Raw genomic sequence first — 17,238 nt, 5'->3', positions numbered from 1 at the left:
CGGTACATTGCCTGAAACAATGTACCGGCTTTTATAAGGTGGATGGAAAAATGAAAAAGTTAAAAAAATGGTTTCTGAATCTTTCAATTCAGAGAAAATATCTGTATTGTACACTAGGCATTACGTTGGTTGTGCTTTTGGCAACCAGCTTTTTCCAGTTTATGTCTGCATCTGAAATTGTAACAGAGCAGACTGTGAAACAATCGGCAGGAGTGATTAATGAGCTGTCTGTTAATCTGGATCATTATTTCGATATGGTGGAAAATTCATTTGAGTATATCGCGAATAATAGTATTGTACAGGCAGAACTGGAATCAGATGAACCATATAAATCTGACGGTTCCGAGCTTTATTCTTATTATTCAAGGGCAGGTCAGATCAGACGTCTGCTGCTGCAGGGATATACGAGCATATATATGAATGATATTCAGCTGTACGGATATAATGGTGCAAACCATCTTCTTTCCAATGACAGAGGAATCAATGAAGAAAGCTCCGAAATTTCCTGCACAATGGCAGAAAATGCAAATGGACGTTGTGTTTACTATAATGCAGCGGACGAAAATCTGATTTATATGGCTAAACAGATAAAAGATGTATTGACTATGGAACCTCTTGGAGTTTTGCGGGCTTCTATAAAAATCAGCTATCTGAAGAAAATGACGCTTACAGCACAGGAGTCCCTGTTTGCTCATATATTTTTACTGGATCAGGATAACAACATTCTGCTGGAAAGTGCCGGTGAAAATAAAGATTTGAAGGATCAGAAATGGGTGGATCAGATTAATGGAAATTCCGGAAACCTTCGGCTTAATCTGGACGGGAAAGCTTACAATCTCGTTTACCAGACAAGCTCAGATACAGGACTTACGGTTGTGGGAATGATTCCTACCAGCTTTTTGCAGAAAACGGCTCGGGAACTGGAAAAAACCACTGTGTTGTTAATCGGAATCAGCATTCTGCTATGTGTATTTCTTGCAAATATTATGGCGCGTGGAATTACAAGCCCTATTGAACGAACCAGTAATGCCATGAAAAAATTTGCCAAAGGAGATTTCTCAGTGCGCCTCCCGGAAGAACGAACAGATGAAATCGGAGCGATGAATTCTGTTTTCAATCAGACGATTGAGAAGATTGAAAAGCTGCTGAAGCAGATCGTCGAGATGGAAATGGTAAATAAAGATATAGAATTTCAAGCATTGCAGGCACAGATCAATCCGCATTTTCTTTACAATGTACTGGATACCATTAACTGGATGGCCAGAAAAAAAGGGGAAGAAAATATCTGCCGGATGGTAACTGCAATCAGCAATCTTATGCGGGCAAGTATTAGTAATAAACGAAGCATGGTACGTGTGAAAGAAGAATTGAAATACATTGAAGACTATCTTTTTATTCAGGAAACAAGATATGGAGATAAATTTACTTCGTATATTGAGGTAGACGAGGAACTGAACGAACTGGAAATTCCTAAGATGGTAATACAGACGCTGGTTGAAAATGCGGTCGTTCATGGAGTTGAAAATGCCACCTGGGACTGCTTCCTCTATATTTCAGGAGAAGTTCAGGATGGTATAGCAGTATTCAAAGTAAAGGATGACGGTGTGGGAATATCTGCAGAAAAGCTGAAAACCCTTATGAACATGGAGGAAGAGCCGGAACATAAGGCAGAAAGAACACATACGAATCTGGGCATTTATGCAGTGCAGAAACGTCTGGAATATGTATATCACGGAAAAGCAAAAATGACGATCACATCGGAACAGGAGAAGGGAACTCTGGTAGTGCTGGAAATTCCTTTGAAAAAAGCGAAGGAGATTATGGAAAATGGAACTTCAGGTAATGATATTGGATGATGAGTATATTATTCTGGATGGCTTGTGTTCTTTTCCCTGGTCTGATTATGGATATCAGGTAGCAGCTACTGCGAAAAATGGTCTGGAGGGACTGGAAAAGCTGGAGCATATAAAGCCGGATCTGATTCTTACAGATGTTCGGATGCCCGGAATGGATGGTCTGGATTTTGCGGAGCGGGCTCACGAGATGTATCCGGATACGGTTATTGTAATCCTGACAGGTTACGACAGCTTTGCCTATGCTCAAAAAGCAATCACTATTGGCGTGAAGGAATATCTGCTGAAGCCAATTGACTATGAGGAATTAAAAAATATGGCAGCCCGGCTTGCAGAAGAGATACATGCAAAAAAAGATGAACAGCAGGAGGTTCGGGATTTACAGAAATATTTTAATCAGTCTGTACCGGAACTGCGATCTAAATTTGCAGGGAATCTTCTCTATGGGAGAATCCAGGGAAAAGGTGTGGTGCAGGAGCAGGCGAAATCCCTCAAACTGACCATCGAAAAATACATTGTATGTGTTGGAAGAAAGGTAGTTGGGGAAAAACAACTTCACGAAGGCGACAAATGGATTGAAGAATTTGCCTGTATTAATATTTTTGAGGAAATTTTCAACAATTACAACATACAGGTGTTGAGTGATTATAATACGGCTACAGCTGAGTATAACTTCATACTTTTGTTTGCGAAAGAGGAAGAAAATCAGAAATGTATGGATCTTGCACTTCAGGCCTGTGGGAAAATCCAGGAAGAAGTGGAACGGTATTTGAATGCACGCATGAATTTTGGAATCAGTGATATTTCGGAAGACGAATATCAGGCAAATGCCCAGTACCGCAAAGCTCAGAAGGCTTGCAGACAGTGCATTTATCTTGGAATGAACATCATCCTGAAATATGAAGACCTGCAATACGAGGAACAGAAGGAGTTTGTGATCACACAAGGCGAGAGAATGCATTTCATGATGACACTGTTTCAGGAAAGCTTCGAAAAGGCGGAGGAGGAATTGCGCCAGCTTTTTGCCCAGGCACCGGAGAATGGGGCAGCTGTTAAATTTGCAGCGATGGATCTGCTGTTTGGGTGCATGAAGTTTCCATACACCTGTGCGGTGGACAGTGAAATACATAATAAAAACTGGAATTTTTCTGTACTTCAGGATGGAGTGAAACGAATTTCCCAATGTGAAACTACAGAAGAAGTCCTGAATTGTATGTTTAATCTGTTTGGAACATTGATCAAGCAGAATACAGAAGGATCAGATGAGCGGAACCGGAAGCTGGTTCAGAGTATATTATCGTATATTGAGAAAAATTATGCCACGGATATTTCAATGGATGATCTTACAGAAAAATTTCATGTGAGCCGAACCTATATCAGTCGGCTTCTAAAGAAATATGCAGGAAAAAGCTTTCTGGAATATCTGACAGATGTGCGTTTTAAGCATGTGGAGAAGCTGATAGCAGATGATCGCTATAAGCAATATGAAATAGCAGAAATGGTAGGATATAAGGATTTCGGATATTACATTAAGGTGTTTAAAAAGCGATACGGCATTACCCCTAATGAGTTCCGTAAACATATCTAAAAGCAATGGGAGATTTGTGCACAAAAGGAAACTGTGTACAAATCTCCCATTTTTACGTTTATTTCCAATTGTTTATAGAAGCACCAGAAGGTAAAATAAAATCATCAAAAGCGAGGAAACCTAAAATAAAAGGAGGAAAAGGAAAATGAAAAAAATGAGAAAAATGGTATCTCTTGCATTGACAGCAGCTATGACAGCTGGTCTTATGACAGGAATGGGGGCGTTAACAGCTTCAGCAGACAGCGAGAGAACCAAGATTACTGCACTGTTAAAAGGAACGGAATCAACAGAGCAGTTTCAGACCTTTGACTATCTTCTAAAAAACTTCTGTGACGAGAAAGGCCTGGATTATGAAATTGAACTTGTAAACGATATGCAGGACTATTTCACAAAGCTGCAGATGTACATCAACAGTGATACACTTCCAGACATCTTTGGGTGCCCGAATGGAACACTTTCCGCAGCCTGCAAGGATATTGATGCACTGGTTGATGTAGGTGCAGAGCTGGAAAGAAACGGATATGCAGATAAACTGAATGGAGCAATCCGCGATTTCCTTACTGATGCAGATGACGGAAATCTGTACCTGTTTCCACAGGGTCTGTACTGTGAATACTTTATGTACAGAAAAGACATTTTTGAAGATGCAGGAATTACAGATGCACCAACAACCTGGGAAGAGTTTGAAGAGGATTGCCAGAAAATTGCAGATTTAGGTGAGATTCCGGTAATTGTAGGTGGTTCCGATGCATGGCAGCTTATGAGATACCTTTCCTTCTCTCCATGGAGAGTAACAGGTTCTGAATTTATTCAGGGATATCAGGCAGGAACAGATTCCTTTAGTGAAAATGAGCCTGCAAAATATGCAGTAAATCTTCTTTCTGATCTTGGAACAAAAGGATATTTTGAGCCTGGATTTGCAAGTGTAGACTTCACATCCGCATGCAACCTGTTCTTCGGTGGTACAGGAGCAATCTTCTATACTGGTTCCGGACAGATCAGCCTGGCAGAAGAAATGTATGATAATGGAGAACTTGGATTCTTCCCGGTACCGGATACAGAAGGAATGGACAATATGTCTACAAATGTACCGATTCATGCTGGATTTGCAGAAGGATTCAATAAGGCTACATATGATGATACAATGCAGGAATTCTTTGACTACATGTGCGAGAACTTCTCAGACGCTTGCTACACTCAGGCACATGTATTCTCTCCATTTAAAGAAGATTCTCTTCCAGAAGGACTTCCGCAGCTGTACTATGACACTCAGCCAATGTTCGAGAACGCAGAAACAGCATGGACTTCCTGGGATGATAAACTTGATTCTGATGTGCTGACTAAAATCGTTGATGAACAGCAGAAACTGGCACAGGGAATTACCACACCAGATGAATTTATTGAAACCTGTGATTCTTTTGTTAAATAAAGAATTTTAAGCATGCAGGAATGAGACTGGCGGATTAATCGTCAGTCTCTTTTAAAGAAAGAAGAGGAGGGAATCTTATGCAGAAAGCATTTGGAAAAAAATCAGTAATTTTCATGTTCCTTTTTCCTGCATTCCTTATCTATACTGCATTTGTTATTGTGTCCATTGTATGGGCAGGCTATTACAGCTTTTTTGACTGGAGTGGTGTAGGCGAGAAAGTATTTGTAGGATTTAAGAATTATGCGGAGCTTTTAACCCAGGATACGGTGTTCCGCTCTACAGTATGGCATACGATTATTTATACCATTATCAATGTGGCAATTCAGGTATTTGGAGGTTTGTTGTTTGCAATCCTTCTTTCCAGAATCAAAAAAGGAAGAGTTGCTTTACAGACCTTGTACTACATTCCGGTAGTAATTTCATCTGTTGCAATCTGTCAGATTTTTACAAAGCTGTTTTCTGTAACACCGATTGGAATCATAAATCAGATTTTATCATTTGTGAATCCTTCATTTAAGTTCATGGAGTGGATATCAAATCCTCAGATTTCTTTGTATGTAACAGCATTTGTAGAGGCTTATAAATATCTCGGTCTGTATATGGTTATTTTCTATGCAGCACTGATCGGAGTACCGGATGAACTGGGTGAGGCAGCATTGATTGACGGAGCAGCAGTATGGCAGGAATATCTGTATGTAAAAATCCCATACATCAAACCGGTTATCATTGCAAACTGTCTTCTGGTATTAAATGGATCCTTAAGATCCTTTGAATTCTCATATCTGCTGACACATGGCGGACCTGGAAATGCTTCTGAGCTTATGACAACTTACATGTATAAACAGGCATTCAGCAGTATGAAGTATGGATACGGAAGTTCTGTAGCCATTATGATCGTAATCATTTGTATGGTAGTTGGTTTATTATTCCGTAAATTTTCAGGAGAGGGGGAAGATGAATGAAAAAGAAAAAAGTTTCCATTTCAGGTATTATTAAATGGGTCATTGCGTTACTCCTGGTTATTATGCAGGTGTACCCCTTCTTCTATGTATTTACCTCCAGCTTTAAATCCCTGGATGATTTCAGAAAGCTTCCGGCATATGCACTTCCATCTAAGTGGGTATTAACAAACTTTATTAATGTTTTTACAAAGAGCCATATGCTGACTTATTTTAAAAACAGTATTATCGTTTTGATCGGTGTATTAGTTCCATTACTTTTATTTGCGCTGATGGCTGGATTTGCACTTAGTAAAATTAAATTCAAAGGAAGAAAAGTAATCCTGAACTATTTCCTGCTTGGATTAATGCTTCCTATGCAGGTTGCCTTGATTCCCTTGTTCAGTATCTTTAATAAAATGGGACTGATCAATACATATCCGGCAATTATTTTACCGCAGATTGCATTTTCATTGTCCTATTCCATCCAGCTGTTTTATTCCTTTAACAAATTCTTCCCGGAGGAAATGCTGGAAGCAGCTATTATTGACGGATGTTCTCCAATGGGCTGCTTTTTCAAAATGGTAGTTCCAATGTCCTTGAACTCTATCATTACCGTAGCTACCATGCAGGCTGTTTTCTGCTGGAATGAATATATCAATGCTTATACATTTACAAGATCAACAGATATGAAAACAATTACACTGGGTCTGAATGACTTCGTGGGAAGTATGGGACTGACTGACTGGGGCGCAACCTTTGCGGCAATAACAGTTACAGTACTTCCAGTATTTATTTTCTATTTCTTCAGCAGCAAGAAGATGCTTGCAGGTATGACAGCCGGTGCTGTGAAGGGATGAGTATTTAAATAAAATTTACAGATTAAGGGCAGATATATGCCTGTAAAGAAAAGGAGAATATATTATTATGCAGAAATTATACTATCAGTTTCCGGAAACCTGGTTCGGCGATTGTATGCCATTCGGACATGGGGATAAATTCTATTTATATCATCAGAGAGATACCAGAAAACCGGGACCATTTGGAGAGCCATTTGGCTGGGATTTAGCAACAACCTCGGATTTTGTTCACTACGAAGACTGTGGTGTGGCAATTCCAAGAGGAACTGACGAAGAGCAGGATCAGTTTATTTTCGCAGGAAGCGTTTTTGAAGCAGAAGGACAGTATCATATTTTCTACACTGGTTACAACCGTGATTATCCAGCTCTTGGAAAACCGTCTCAGGTACTGATGCATGCATATAGTGATGATCTGGTTACCTGGCACAAAACTCAGGATGCTCTTACCTTTACCCCACAGGAAGGCTATGATCCAGATGACTGGAGAGATCCATGGGTGATCCGTGATGAAGAAAATGATCAGTACTTACTGATTCTTGGAGCAAGACTGCAGGGACCGAAAACAAGACAGACAGGAAGAACTGTTAAGTTTACATCCAAGGATCTGAAAAACTGGAAGTTTGAAGGCGATTTCTGGGCACCGGATCTTTATACCATGCATGAAATGCCAGACCTGTTTAAAATCGGTGACTGGTGGTATCACATTGTGACTGAATACAGTGACAGAAGCAAAATGGTTTACCGTATGAGCAAGAGCCTGAATGGTCCATGGATCGCACCGAAGGATGATGCATTTGATGGCAGAGCTTATTATGCAGGACGTACTTTTGAGCTGAATGGACAGAGAATTCTGTTTGGATGGGTTGCAACGAAAGACAAAGATGATGATGACGAAAACTTCATCTGGGCAGGAACCTTTATGGCGCATGAGGTATACCAGAAAGAGGATGGTACTCTTGGTGTAAGAATTCCGGAAACAGTATGGAATGCTTTTGACAAAGAGGAAAAGAAGGATGATTTCGTTATCGATACACCAACTAAGAGTTCAGAAGTAGTTGTTGGAAGAAATACCGGTGACATTTTCAAATTCGAAGCAGATGTGGAATTTTCTGAAGGCACAAGAACATTTGGCGTGAGATTTTATGAGGACGAGGACAAAGCAGAATCTTACCAGTTTGTATTTAATACTACAGAGAACCGTTATGTATTCGAGAAGAAACCGAACTGGCCATGGCCAGCAAATCAGAACATCGGACTGGAAAGACCGCTTGATCTGATTCCTGGAAAGAAATACAATATCCGTATGATCGTGGACGATACAATTGCGACAATTTATGTTGATGGTGTGGCTTTGAATGCACGAGCATACAAGAGACCAGGAGAAAGCTTATCTTTATTTGCGTCAGAAGGAAGTCTGAAGGTTACAAATTGTAAGGTGACTACCGGGCTGAAGAAATAAGTCGCAAAAAGGAAATTTTTAAGGCTTCATTAAACAGATACATAATTTTATAAAAAAGTCATAGGGTATCATAAGAGATATTGTATAAGTTCCAAATCTTATGATACCCTTTTTATGGATTCCACGTAATATAAAAATATCAATATTGTTATAAAAACAATAAAAATATAGCATTTATTCAGAGTCTTTTTTTATCATCTGAATCCGCTTACGGTTATAAACCAGATGCAGATACATAGCATCCTGTGCGCGGAGCGGGTCATGTGCGGCAATGGCATCCGCAATCTCACGGTGGGTCTCGATGGTTTCTTCCAGCAGTGTACCTCTGGTGGTCTCTACAAACAGAGGGATTGAGCTGTTAATCACAGGAACCAGTCTTGGAACCACAACGTTTTTGCTGCTCAAAGCAATGGCTGCATGAAAATCTATATCCTTTTGTGTATGGTCTTCATGTTTTTTTAATAAGTCTTCTACTTCATCGCAAAGCGCGGTGATTTTTTTTATGTCTTTTTTATCGGCGCGTGTGGCTGCCATTGCAGCAATAGGGGGTTCAAGGAGAAAGCGCACTTCCAGAAGGTCATTGATCAGCTTTTGCTTATTGCCGATAAAGGTAAAGCCCAGTGGGTCATCCACCATTCCGGGGGAAGAGGCAATATAGGTACCAGAGCCCTGGCGGATCGTAACAATATTTCGGGATGCGAGAAGCTTCATGGCTTCCCGGACAGAACTTCTTCCTGCATTCAGACGCTCGGAAAGAATGGTTTCATTCGGTAATTTATCTCCTGGCTGTAAATTTTCTTCTAAAATAAGTGCAATAATATCCTCTGATATTTTTTGGGGAAGGCTTTTTTCTTCTGATAACAAATTCATCATATGACTTACTCCGCTTCTAATGTAATAATTCTTATTTTCTATGATAATGTTTTTTAAATCCAATGTCAAAACGCTAAATTGCACAAAAAAAGATACACAATTTTAGATAAAATTCCGTATTGCGTTTTTGACGAATAGATTATATTATAAATACATCAGATGAATTCAAAGAAAAAAACAGCAACTAAAGGAAAAATGACATAAAAACCACCAAAAAGGTCAGATGAATTCACGAGAAGATTGTAAAACATCAGATGAATCAAGGAGGTAAAAAGAAAAATGGAAGAAACAACTTTTGCGGCGGATCCAATGAGACTGATGATCGCGGCGGCGGTGGGAATTGTGGTTCTGCTGGTACTGATCATCAAATTTAAGCTTCATCCGGTTCTGTCAATGATGATTTCCGCAATCATCATTGGAGCGGGAGCAGGAATGCCGCTTACGATGATCTCGGACACAGTAGAAAAAGGTGTTGGAAAGACATTGCAGGGAATTGCGCTTCTGGTAGGACTTGGTTCCATGTTTGGCGGAATTCTGGAGGTAAGCGGAGGAGCCCAGAGAATCGCAGAGACATTGATCAGTAAATTTGGCCAGAAAAAAGCTGGCTGGGCACTTGGACTTACAGGACTTGTAATTGGTACCACCGTATTTTTTGAAGCTGGTGTTGTGGTATTGATCCCATTGGTGTTCAGCGTTGCGAAACAGACGAAAAAATCCACTCTGTATTATGCGATTCCCCTTCTTTCCGGTCTGGCAAGTGGCTACGCTTTTGTTCCACCTTCTGCTGGCTCGGTACTTGTGGCAAATGCACTTGGCGTGAATCTTGGAACCATGATCATGGTAGGAGTTCCGACAGCACTGATCTGCATGATGGTTTCCGGAATTTTCTGGGGAAGCTTTGTTGGCAATAAGATTTACACAGAGCTTCCGGCAAATGTGGAAGAGATTAAAAACGATGGAAAAGACCTTCCGCCTTTTGGACTGGTCTTAGGGGTAATCCTGATTCCACTGGTTCTCATCCTTCTCAGTACTTTATCTAAGTATATGCCGCTTCCGGAGGGAGTAAAGGATGTTCTTGGATTCATAGGAAAACCATTCCTTGCATTAACCATTGCGACACTGGCATCTATGTATTTCCTGGGAATCAAACGGGGATTTACCGGTGCGCAGTTGAAGAAAATCCTGGATCATTCACTCAGACCTGTAGGTATGATTCTTCTGGTTATTGCCAGCGGTGGAGTGATCCGATGGATGCTTCAGGATTCCGGCCTTGGAAATATTATCGGACCGGTTCTGGAGAAGAGTGGGCTTCCATTGATCCTGATCGCATTTCTCATTGCGCTTCTGGTCAGAGCTTCTGTTGGAAGTTCGATTGTAGCGATGACAATGGCATCCGGAATCATGGCGACTATGCCAGCAGTAATGGATACCAGTATGATTTACAGAGCTGCCATGTGCTGTGCAATCTGTGGTGGCGCAACTGCACTGAGCCATGTGAATGATGCAGGCTTCTGGCTGGTAACCTCATTCCTTGAGATTGACGAAAAGACAACCCTGAAATCCTGGACGATCATGGAAACACTGATCGGTATTACGGCACTTATTGTAAGCTTTATTGTTTCAATCTTTGCATAGGAGGCAGGACGCAATGATAAAGATACCGGTTTATTTAAGAGATATGTGTGATGCCAAGCATCTGGTGCAGGCAGCATCAGGATGTGAGAAAAATGTAGATCTGATCTGTGGAAGATATATTGTAGATGCGAAATCAATGCTGGGGGTGTTCAGTCTGCCAACATTTGATAATGTAGAACTTGGAGTAGAAGAAGAGGACGAAGAGAAACTCAGGAAAACACTGGAAAGTTTAAAGCTTATCAGAGAATAAAAAATGGAGGAAAAAATCATGCAGTTAAAAAGTCAGGAAATGAGAAAGCTTGCACCGGAGCTTGATCCGCTGCGTATTGGAACAGGATGGACAAAAGAAGATCTGGGAAAGGTTCAGGTTATGGTTGAAAGCACCTATGGTGACAGTCATCCGGGAAGCGGACATCTGAATATCCTTGTAGAAGAAGTCCGCAAAGGAATTGCAGAAGAAGGCGGTTTCGGAGCACGTTATAACTGTACCGATATCTGCGACGGTGAAAGCCAGGGAACAGATGGAATCAACTACAGTCTGGCCAGCCGTGAGATGATTGCCAATATGATCGAGATCCATGCAAATGCTACTCCTTTTGACGCAGGTGTATACCTTTCAAGCTGTGACAAAGGTGTTCCAGGGAATCTGATGGGACTTGCCAGAGTAAACATTCCTTCCGTATTTGTTCCAGGTGGAACCATGAATGCCGGACCGGAAATGCTGACCCTGGAGCAGCTTGGAATGTACAGCGCAAAATTTGAGCGTGGCGAAATTGATGAAGAGAAGCTTGACTGGGCAAAATGCAATGCGTGCCCAAGCTGTGGCGCATGTTCCTTTATCGGAACTGCATCTACCATGCAGATTATGGCAGAGGCACTAGGACTTGCACTTCCAGGCACAGCCCTGATGCCTGCAACCAGCCCTGACCTTCTTGATTTTGCAAGAGAAGCTGGAAGACAGGCAGTGAGAATTGCCCAGATGGAAAATATGCGCCCTTCCGACATTGTGACTATGGACAGCTTTGAGAATGCGATTCTTGTCCATGCTGCAATTTCAGGAAGCACCAACTGTCTCCTTCATCTTCCGGCAATTGCCCATGAGTTTGGCATTGAAATCACAGGTGATACATTTGATAAGCTGCACAGAAATGCAAGATATCTTTTGGATGTACGTCCTGCAGGACGCTGGCCGGCAGAGTGCTTCTACTATGCAGGTGGTGTACCGGCAATCATGGAGGAGATCAAAGAGCATCTCCACCTGGATGTCATGACAGTTACCGGAAAGACATTGGGAGAAAACCTGGAAGAACTGAAGAATAACGGATTCTATGAAAAATGTGATAAATGGCTTCAGGAATTTAACAAACGTTACAATATAAATGTTACAAAGGAAGACATTATCCGTCCATATGACAAAGCAATCGGAACAGATGGAAGTATCGCAGTTCTCCGTGGAAACCTTGCTCCGGAAGGTGCTGTGATCAAACACACTGCATGCCCGAAGGAAATGTTTAAATCCGTTCTCCGCGCAAGACCATTTGACAGCGAGGAAGAATGTCTGGATGCAGTTCTGAAGCATAAGGTTCAGAAGGGTGATGCAGTTTTCATCCGTTACGAGGGACCAAAGGGAAGCGGAATGCCGGAAATGTTCTATACCTCTGAGGCAATCAGCAGTGATAAGGAACTTGGAAAGAGCATTGCCCTGATCACAGACGGACGTTTCTCAGGAGCATCTACCGGCCCGGTTATCGGACACTGCAGTCCGGAGGCTGTTGATGGAGGACCGATCGCTCTTGTGGAAGAAGGAGACCTTATCGAAATCGATGTTATGGAAAGAAAACTGAACATCATCGGAATCGCAGGAGAACGCAAGTCTATGGAAGAAATCGATCAGATTCTTGCCCAAAGACGTAAAAACTGGAAACCACGTGAAATGAAATACAAAAAAGGTGTCCTGAGACTTTTCAGCCAGCATGCTGCAAGTCCAATGAAGGGAGCTTATCTGGAGTATTGATTATGAAGCATAAATTTATTACCATCGGCGAGATCATGCTTCGGCTGACTCCGCCAGATTATGAAAAAATCAGAACCGCAACATCTTTTGAGGCAAGATATGGGGGAAGTGAGGCCAATGTGGCCCTCTCCCTTGCAAATCTTGGAGTAGATGCCTCATTCTTTACAGTAGTTCCGGGAAATAGTCTTGGAAAAAGTGCTGTACGTATGCTGCGAAGCAATGATGTAAATTGCGACAGCGTAGTTTATTCAACAGAAGAAGAGACACCGACACATCGGCTTGGAACCTATTATCTTGAGACTGGTTACGGAATCCGTCCAAGTAAAGTGGTGTATGACAGAAAGCACAGTGCCTTTTCCGAATATGATTTCAGCAAAACAGATGTGAAAAAACTTCTGGAAGGTTACACCTGGCTTCATCTGAGCGGCATTACACCTGCACTTGGAAAAAGCTGCGGTGAACTGATCCTGACCTGCCTGAAAACAGCAAAGGAAAACGGCATGACCGTCAGCTTTGACGGAAATTTCAGAAGTACATTGTGGAGCTGGGAGGAAGCAAGAGATTTCTGTACCCTCTGCCTTCCATATGTAGATGTTCTTTTTGGAATCGAGCCTTACCACATCTGGAAAAATGAAGAAGATCATACCGCAGGTGATGTGAAGGATGGTGTTCCATTCCAGCCGGACCGTGAACAGCAGGAAAAAGTATTCAAGGCTTTTGTAGAGAGATATCCGAATATCAAATGCGTTGCAAGACATGTGCGTTTTGCACACAGCTGCAGTGAGAACAGCCTTATGGCCTATCTCTGGATAAACGGAAAGATTTATGAAAGCAAACGGCTTACCTTCCATATTCTTGACCGTGTTGGGGGTGGAGATGCATTTGTAAGTGGTATTATTTATGCTCTGATGAATGAATATACACCGGAAGATATTGTGAACTTTGGTGTTGCAGCCAGTGCAGTGAAGCATACCATTCATGGTGACGGAAATATTACAGATGATGTTTCCCTGATCAGACATGTGATGGAAATGAATTTTGATATAAAAAGATAACATGTTTTTGAGTGAAAGGAAATTCAAATGATGGATATAGCAGAGAAGTTTCAGAAGCTTGGTGTTGTTCCGGTAGTTGTGCTGGAAGATACAAAAGATGCAGTACCCCTTGCAAAGGCACTTGTTGAAGGTGGACTTCCATGTGCAGAAGTTACATTTCGTACAGAAGTAGCAGAAGAATCAATCCGTCTGATGACAGAACAGTTTCCGGAGATGCTTGTAGGAGCAGGAACTGTTCTTACCAGAGAGCAGGTGGATGCAGCTGTTGCAGCTGGTGCGAAGTTCATTGTAAGCCCTGGATTTGATCCGGAGATCGTAGATTACTGTCTGGAAAAAGAAATTCCTGTTTTCCCAGGCTGCGTCACACCGTCTGAGGTTGCGCAGGCAGTAAAAAGAGGCCTTAAGGTGGTAAAATTCTTTCCGGCAGAACCGGCAGGCGGAGTTGCCATGATCAAGGCTATGGCTGCACCTTATGTGGGAATTAAGTTTATGCCCACTGGCGGTATCAATGCAAAAAATCTGGAAGATTATCTTTCTTTCGACAAAATTATATGCTGCGGCGGAAGCTGGATGGTAAAAGGAGAGCTTGTAAAAAACGGAGAATTTGACAAGATCAGAGACCTGACAGCAGAAGCACGAAAACTGGTTGCTTCCATCCGAAAATAATCGGAGGTATTACACATATTCATATTCACAAAAAACAGGATCCTGCATGAAAACAGGGTCCTGTTTTTTACACACATACCCTTCATACAATAAAAAAACCCCTATAAACCCAAACTCTCCCCCTCTATCCCAACCCCATCGTATGAGTTAAGATAATATCAACAAAGGAAAACAAAAACAAATAAATAAGGAGGGAATGGAATGAATGAGGTCATTGTCTCCATGAACAATATCAGCAAAAGTTTCCCGGGTGTTAAGGCTCTGGATCATGTAAAATTTGAGCTGCGTTCTGGAGAAGTCATGGCGCTGCTGGGAGAAAATGGAGCCGGAAAATCGACCCTGATGAAAATCCTCAGCGGTGTATATACCAGAGACGAAGGAACGATGGAAATCTTCGGAAAATCCTATGACGACCTAACACCAAAGCAGGCCCAGGAAGCAGGAGTAGCCATTATCCATCAGGAATTGAACATGTGCAGGCACTTAACAGTAACGGAGAACATGTTCCTTGGAAGAGAAGTAAAAGGTGGTTTATCCTTAAATAATGCGAAGATGCGGAAAGAAGCCAAGAGGGTTCTGGACGATCTTCGAATCGACATCAGTCCGGATCAGATCGTAGGAGATCTGCCAGTATCCAAACAGCAGATGGTTGAAATTGCAAAAGCACTTTCCATCGATGCAAGGATCCTGATCATGGACGAGCCTACATCCTCTCTGACAGCAAAAGAAATTGATGATCTTTTCCGTATCATCCGAAAGCTGAGGGACGAAGGAAGAGGAATCGTATACATTTCACACAGACTGGAAGAACTGTCCCATATCGTGGACAGAGTTACCATCATGCGAGATGGACAATACATAACAGACGGTAATTTCAAAGACATGGACATGGACTACATTATCAAAAATATGGTAGGCCGTGAAATCAAAGAAAAATTCCCGAGAGTGGAATGCAGGAAAGGCAAGAAGATTTTTGAAGTGAAAAATCTCAATGCCGGAAAAATGGTCCGAGATATCAACTTCTCTTTATATGAAGGCGAGATCGTAGGATTTGCGGGACTGATGGGAGCCGGAAGAACGGAGACTACAAGAGCCATCTTCGGTGTTGATCCGAAAGACAGCGGAGAGTTTTATGTGGATGGTAAAAAAATCGAAGTCAACTGTCCAATGGATGCCATTCGAAACGGTGTTGTGCTTGCTCCTGAGGATCGTAAAAAAGACGGTCTCTGTACGAAACTGAGCATCCGTCAGAACCTGGCACTGCCAAATCTTGACCTTGTATGCAATAAGATGGGTGTGATAAACTCAGGAAAAGAAGATGCTCTTTGCGAAAAAGCAGTGAAGGATCTCCAGATTAAAACACCGAATGTGGAAATTGATTCCGGCAATCTTTCTGGTGGAAACCAGCAGAAAGTAGTTGTTGGAAAATGGCTCGCAAGAGATTCAAGGGTTGTTATCTTTGATGAGCCCACAAGAGGAATTGATGTTGGCGCAAAGGTAGAAATTTACAATCTGATGAATGAGCTGAAAAAACAGGGAATTGCAGTTATGTTTGTATCCTCTGAAATGCCGGAGGTCATGGGAATTGCAGACCGTATCATCGTAATGTGTGACGGACGTATCACCGGTGAGGTTTCAGCAAGGGAAGCCACCCAGGACGAGATCCTTACAATGGCAACATCCTTTGAAAACAAGAGTATTAAGGAAACTGAGGGAGGAAGTAAAAATGAATAGTAAACAGCAACGCCCTTTAAAGAAATTATTGGGAATCAGGGGAATGGGGGCAGCACTTACCGCATTCGTGGGGCTGATCATTATTTATATCGCATTTGGTATCATTAACCCGGCGGTTTTTTCAGGACAGAATATGTTGAACCTGCTGCGTTCCATGTCCAAGTACCTGTTGATCGGTATTGCACAAAGTTACGTACTGATCACTGGAAACATTGACCTGTCAATCGGATCCATGGTCGGAATGAGCGCCATGATCGCAGCTACCTTAATGACAACAGGAATGGTACCATTCCTTGCAATTGTGATCGCACTTATTGCCTGTCTGGTAGTTGGTGTGGTAAATGGATATCTGGTTGGAAAATTTAAACTCCCTCCATTTATTGCAACTCTGGGAACCATGTTCGTAGCACGAGGAATTGCCTACATGGTAAACGGAAACAGAAATACAGATGCCATTGCAACAGGTGTTGGAAAAGAAACGGCTGATGCATTCCAAAATTGTTTTTATTACGGTAAAACGCTTGGCATTTATAACACATTCTGGATCGCACTTGTTATTTTTGTTATATTTTTCTTTATCTTATCCAAGACACGTACAGGCCGTCATATTTACGCAATCGGTTCTAACGTGGACGCGGCAAAGCTTTCTGGTGTAAACGTAGTTTCCACCACAGTAAAGACTTATCTGGTAAGCTCCGTATGCTCCTGTGTAGTTGGTCTTATCCTTTGCGCACAGGCTGGTATGGGAAATATGGAAGCTGGAAACATGTACGAGATGTATGGCGTAGCAGCCGGCGTAATCGGTGGCGTTTCCCCACTTGGAGGAACTGGAATCCTTCTTGGAACCTTCGCAGGTGCAGCTGTCTGGCAGACTCTGGAAAATGGTCTGAACATGATCGGTGCACAAGTTGGTATCCAGCGAGTTGTAATCGGCGTGATCGTAGTTGCAGCCGTATTGCTGGATGTAGTTGTAAGAAACGGACAGTTTGGCAAACACAGAAAAAAATAACCGCAAGAAAACAGTATTTTTCACAGGAAAATGAAATCGACAACTGAATATGGGAGATGTAAAATAATTTCATGAAACTAAACCGCAAATGGAGAAGGCGGGTAGTTATAAAAAATAATTTTTAG

At 41.9% G+C, this 17,238-nt stretch carries 14 protein-coding genes; 13 read left to right on the top strand and 1 reads right to left on the bottom strand.

Annotation, left to right across the window (positions count from 1 at the left end; translation table 11 throughout):
* Positions 1–50 precede the first annotated feature (50 nt).
* From AB5618_RS04895 to AB5618_RS04870, 6 genes are all read left to right on the top strand, one after another.
* Positions 51–1,856, top strand: coding sequence for a sensor histidine kinase (locus AB5618_RS04895; RefSeq protein WP_368366542.1), 1,806 nt, complete (start codon positions 51–53; stop codon positions 1,854–1,856).
* Entirely contained in the window at positions 1,828–3,441 is a 1,614-nt protein-coding gene (locus AB5618_RS04890; RefSeq protein WP_347087548.1) for a response regulator, read from the top strand. The genes AB5618_RS04895 and AB5618_RS04890 overlap by 29 nt, the downstream gene beginning before the upstream one ends.
* A gap of 145 nt (positions 3,442–3,586) precedes the next feature.
* Positions 3,587–4,870, top strand: coding sequence for an ABC transporter substrate-binding protein (locus AB5618_RS04885; protein WP_368366541.1), 1,284 nt, complete (start codon positions 3,587–3,589; stop codon positions 4,868–4,870).
* A 77-nt stretch (positions 4,871–4,947) separates the two neighbouring features.
* Positions 4,948–5,832 carry a carbohydrate ABC transporter permease gene (locus tag AB5618_RS04880; protein ID WP_118577626.1) on the top strand — a complete coding sequence of 295 codons (885 nt, stop codon included), beginning with the start codon at positions 4,948–4,950 and terminating at the stop codon, positions 5,830–5,832.
* A complete protein-coding gene (locus tag AB5618_RS04875; RefSeq protein WP_118577625.1) occupies positions 5,829–6,668 on the top strand; it encodes a carbohydrate ABC transporter permease in 840 nt (279 codons plus the stop codon). The genes AB5618_RS04880 and AB5618_RS04875 overlap by 4 nt, the downstream gene beginning before the upstream one ends.
* 67 nt (positions 6,669–6,735) lie before the next feature.
* The gene (locus AB5618_RS04870) at positions 6,736–8,127 is read left to right on the top strand and encodes a glycoside hydrolase family 32 protein (protein ID WP_173715739.1); all 1,392 of its coding nucleotides are present in this window, start codon (positions 6,736–6,738) and stop codon (positions 8,125–8,127) included.
* Between the two features lie 174 nt (positions 8,128–8,301).
* Here AB5618_RS04870 and AB5618_RS04865 read toward each other — a convergent pair whose 3' ends face one another.
* A complete protein-coding gene (locus AB5618_RS04865) occupies positions 8,302–9,000 on the bottom strand; it encodes a FadR/GntR family transcriptional regulator (RefSeq protein ID WP_173715740.1) in 699 nt (232 codons plus the stop codon).
* A gap of 279 nt (positions 9,001–9,279) precedes the next feature.
* Between AB5618_RS04865 and AB5618_RS04860 the strand changes: the two genes are divergently transcribed.
* The 7 genes from AB5618_RS04860 to AB5618_RS04830 all read left to right on the top strand — a co-directional run bounded on the left by AB5618_RS04860 (position 9,280) and on the right by AB5618_RS04830 (position 17,113).
* Positions 9,280–10,635, top strand: a complete 1,356-nt coding sequence (locus tag AB5618_RS04860) for a GntP family permease (protein WP_368366540.1) — start codon at positions 9,280–9,282, stop codon at positions 10,633–10,635.
* Between the two features lie 13 nt (positions 10,636–10,648).
* Complete coding sequence (locus AB5618_RS04855; RefSeq protein ID WP_368366539.1) at positions 10,649–10,885, top strand: HPr family phosphocarrier protein; 237 nt, start codon at positions 10,649–10,651, stop codon at positions 10,883–10,885.
* 18 nt (positions 10,886–10,903) lie between these two features.
* The gene (gene ilvD / locus AB5618_RS04850) at positions 10,904–12,649 is read left to right on the top strand and encodes a dihydroxy-acid dehydratase (RefSeq protein WP_368366538.1); all 1,746 of its coding nucleotides are present in this window, start codon (positions 10,904–10,906) and stop codon (positions 12,647–12,649) included.
* Between the two features lie 2 nt (positions 12,650–12,651).
* On the top strand, positions 12,652–13,704 hold the full coding sequence (locus AB5618_RS04845; RefSeq protein WP_187565238.1) for a sugar kinase: 1,053 nt from the start codon (positions 12,652–12,654) through the stop codon (positions 13,702–13,704).
* A 27-nt stretch (positions 13,705–13,731) separates the two neighbouring features.
* Complete coding sequence (locus AB5618_RS04840; protein WP_195380073.1) at positions 13,732–14,370, top strand: bifunctional 4-hydroxy-2-oxoglutarate aldolase/2-dehydro-3-deoxy-phosphogluconate aldolase; 639 nt, start codon at positions 13,732–13,734, stop codon at positions 14,368–14,370.
* 201 nt (positions 14,371–14,571) lie between these two features.
* Positions 14,572–16,104 (top strand): sugar ABC transporter ATP-binding protein, encoded by a 1,533-nt coding sequence (locus tag AB5618_RS04835; protein WP_148461522.1) that lies wholly within the window; start codon positions 14,572–14,574, stop codon positions 16,102–16,104.
* Positions 16,097–17,113, top strand: coding sequence for an ABC transporter permease (locus tag AB5618_RS04830; protein ID WP_148461523.1), 1,017 nt, complete (start codon positions 16,097–16,099; stop codon positions 17,111–17,113). The genes AB5618_RS04835 and AB5618_RS04830 overlap by 8 nt, the downstream gene beginning before the upstream one ends.
* Positions 17,114–17,238 lie beyond the last annotated feature (125 nt).

Origin of the sequence: Ruminococcus sp. J1101004sp1_RTP21198st1_B9_RTP21198_201120, assembly GCF_040924245.1 — a bacterium.
GTDB classification, from domain to species: domain Bacteria; phylum Bacillota; class Clostridia; order Lachnospirales; family Lachnospiraceae; genus Blautia_A; species Blautia_A faecis.
The sequence above is the reverse complement of the archived record's forward strand: the minus strand, read 5'-3'. Positions and strand labels throughout refer to the sequence as shown.

What these genes read in the sequence shown, in the direction of transcription:
- AB5618_RS04895 (WP_368366542.1), top strand. Translation starts at nt 51, where the DNA reads ATGAAAAAGTTAAAAAAATGGTTTCTGAATCTTTCAATTCAGAGAAAA.
- ilvD (WP_368366538.1), top strand. Translation starts at nt 10,904, where the DNA reads ATGCAGTTAAAAAGTCAGGAAATGAGAAAGCTTGCACCGGAGCTTGAT.
- AB5618_RS04880 (WP_118577626.1), top strand. Translation starts at nt 4,948, where the DNA reads ATGCAGAAAGCATTTGGAAAAAAATCAGTAATTTTCATGTTCCTTTTT.
- AB5618_RS04885 (WP_368366541.1), top strand. Translation starts at nt 3,587, where the DNA reads ATGAAAAAAATGAGAAAAATGGTATCTCTTGCATTGACAGCAGCTATG.
- AB5618_RS04830 (WP_148461523.1), top strand. Translation starts at nt 16,097, where the DNA reads ATGAATAGTAAACAGCAACGCCCTTTAAAGAAATTATTGGGAATCAGG.
- AB5618_RS04875 (WP_118577625.1), top strand. Translation starts at nt 5,829, where the DNA reads ATGAAAAAGAAAAAAGTTTCCATTTCAGGTATTATTAAATGGGTCATT.
- AB5618_RS04865 (WP_173715740.1), bottom strand. Translation starts at nt 9,000, where the DNA reads ATGATGAATTTGTTATCAGAAGAAAAAAGCCTTCCCCAAAAAATATCA.
- AB5618_RS04855 (WP_368366539.1), top strand. Translation starts at nt 10,649, where the DNA reads ATGATAAAGATACCGGTTTATTTAAGAGATATGTGTGATGCCAAGCAT.
- AB5618_RS04890 (WP_347087548.1), top strand. Translation starts at nt 1,828, where the DNA reads ATGGAACTTCAGGTAATGATATTGGATGATGAGTATATTATTCTGGAT.
- AB5618_RS04835 (WP_148461522.1), top strand. Translation starts at nt 14,572, where the DNA reads ATGAATGAGGTCATTGTCTCCATGAACAATATCAGCAAAAGTTTCCCG.
- AB5618_RS04860 (WP_368366540.1), top strand. Translation starts at nt 9,280, where the DNA reads ATGGAAGAAACAACTTTTGCGGCGGATCCAATGAGACTGATGATCGCG.
- AB5618_RS04840 (WP_195380073.1), top strand. Translation starts at nt 13,732, where the DNA reads ATGATGGATATAGCAGAGAAGTTTCAGAAGCTTGGTGTTGTTCCGGTA.
- AB5618_RS04870 (WP_173715739.1), top strand. Translation starts at nt 6,736, where the DNA reads ATGCAGAAATTATACTATCAGTTTCCGGAAACCTGGTTCGGCGATTGT.
- AB5618_RS04845 (WP_187565238.1), top strand. Translation starts at nt 12,652, where the DNA reads ATGAAGCATAAATTTATTACCATCGGCGAGATCATGCTTCGGCTGACT.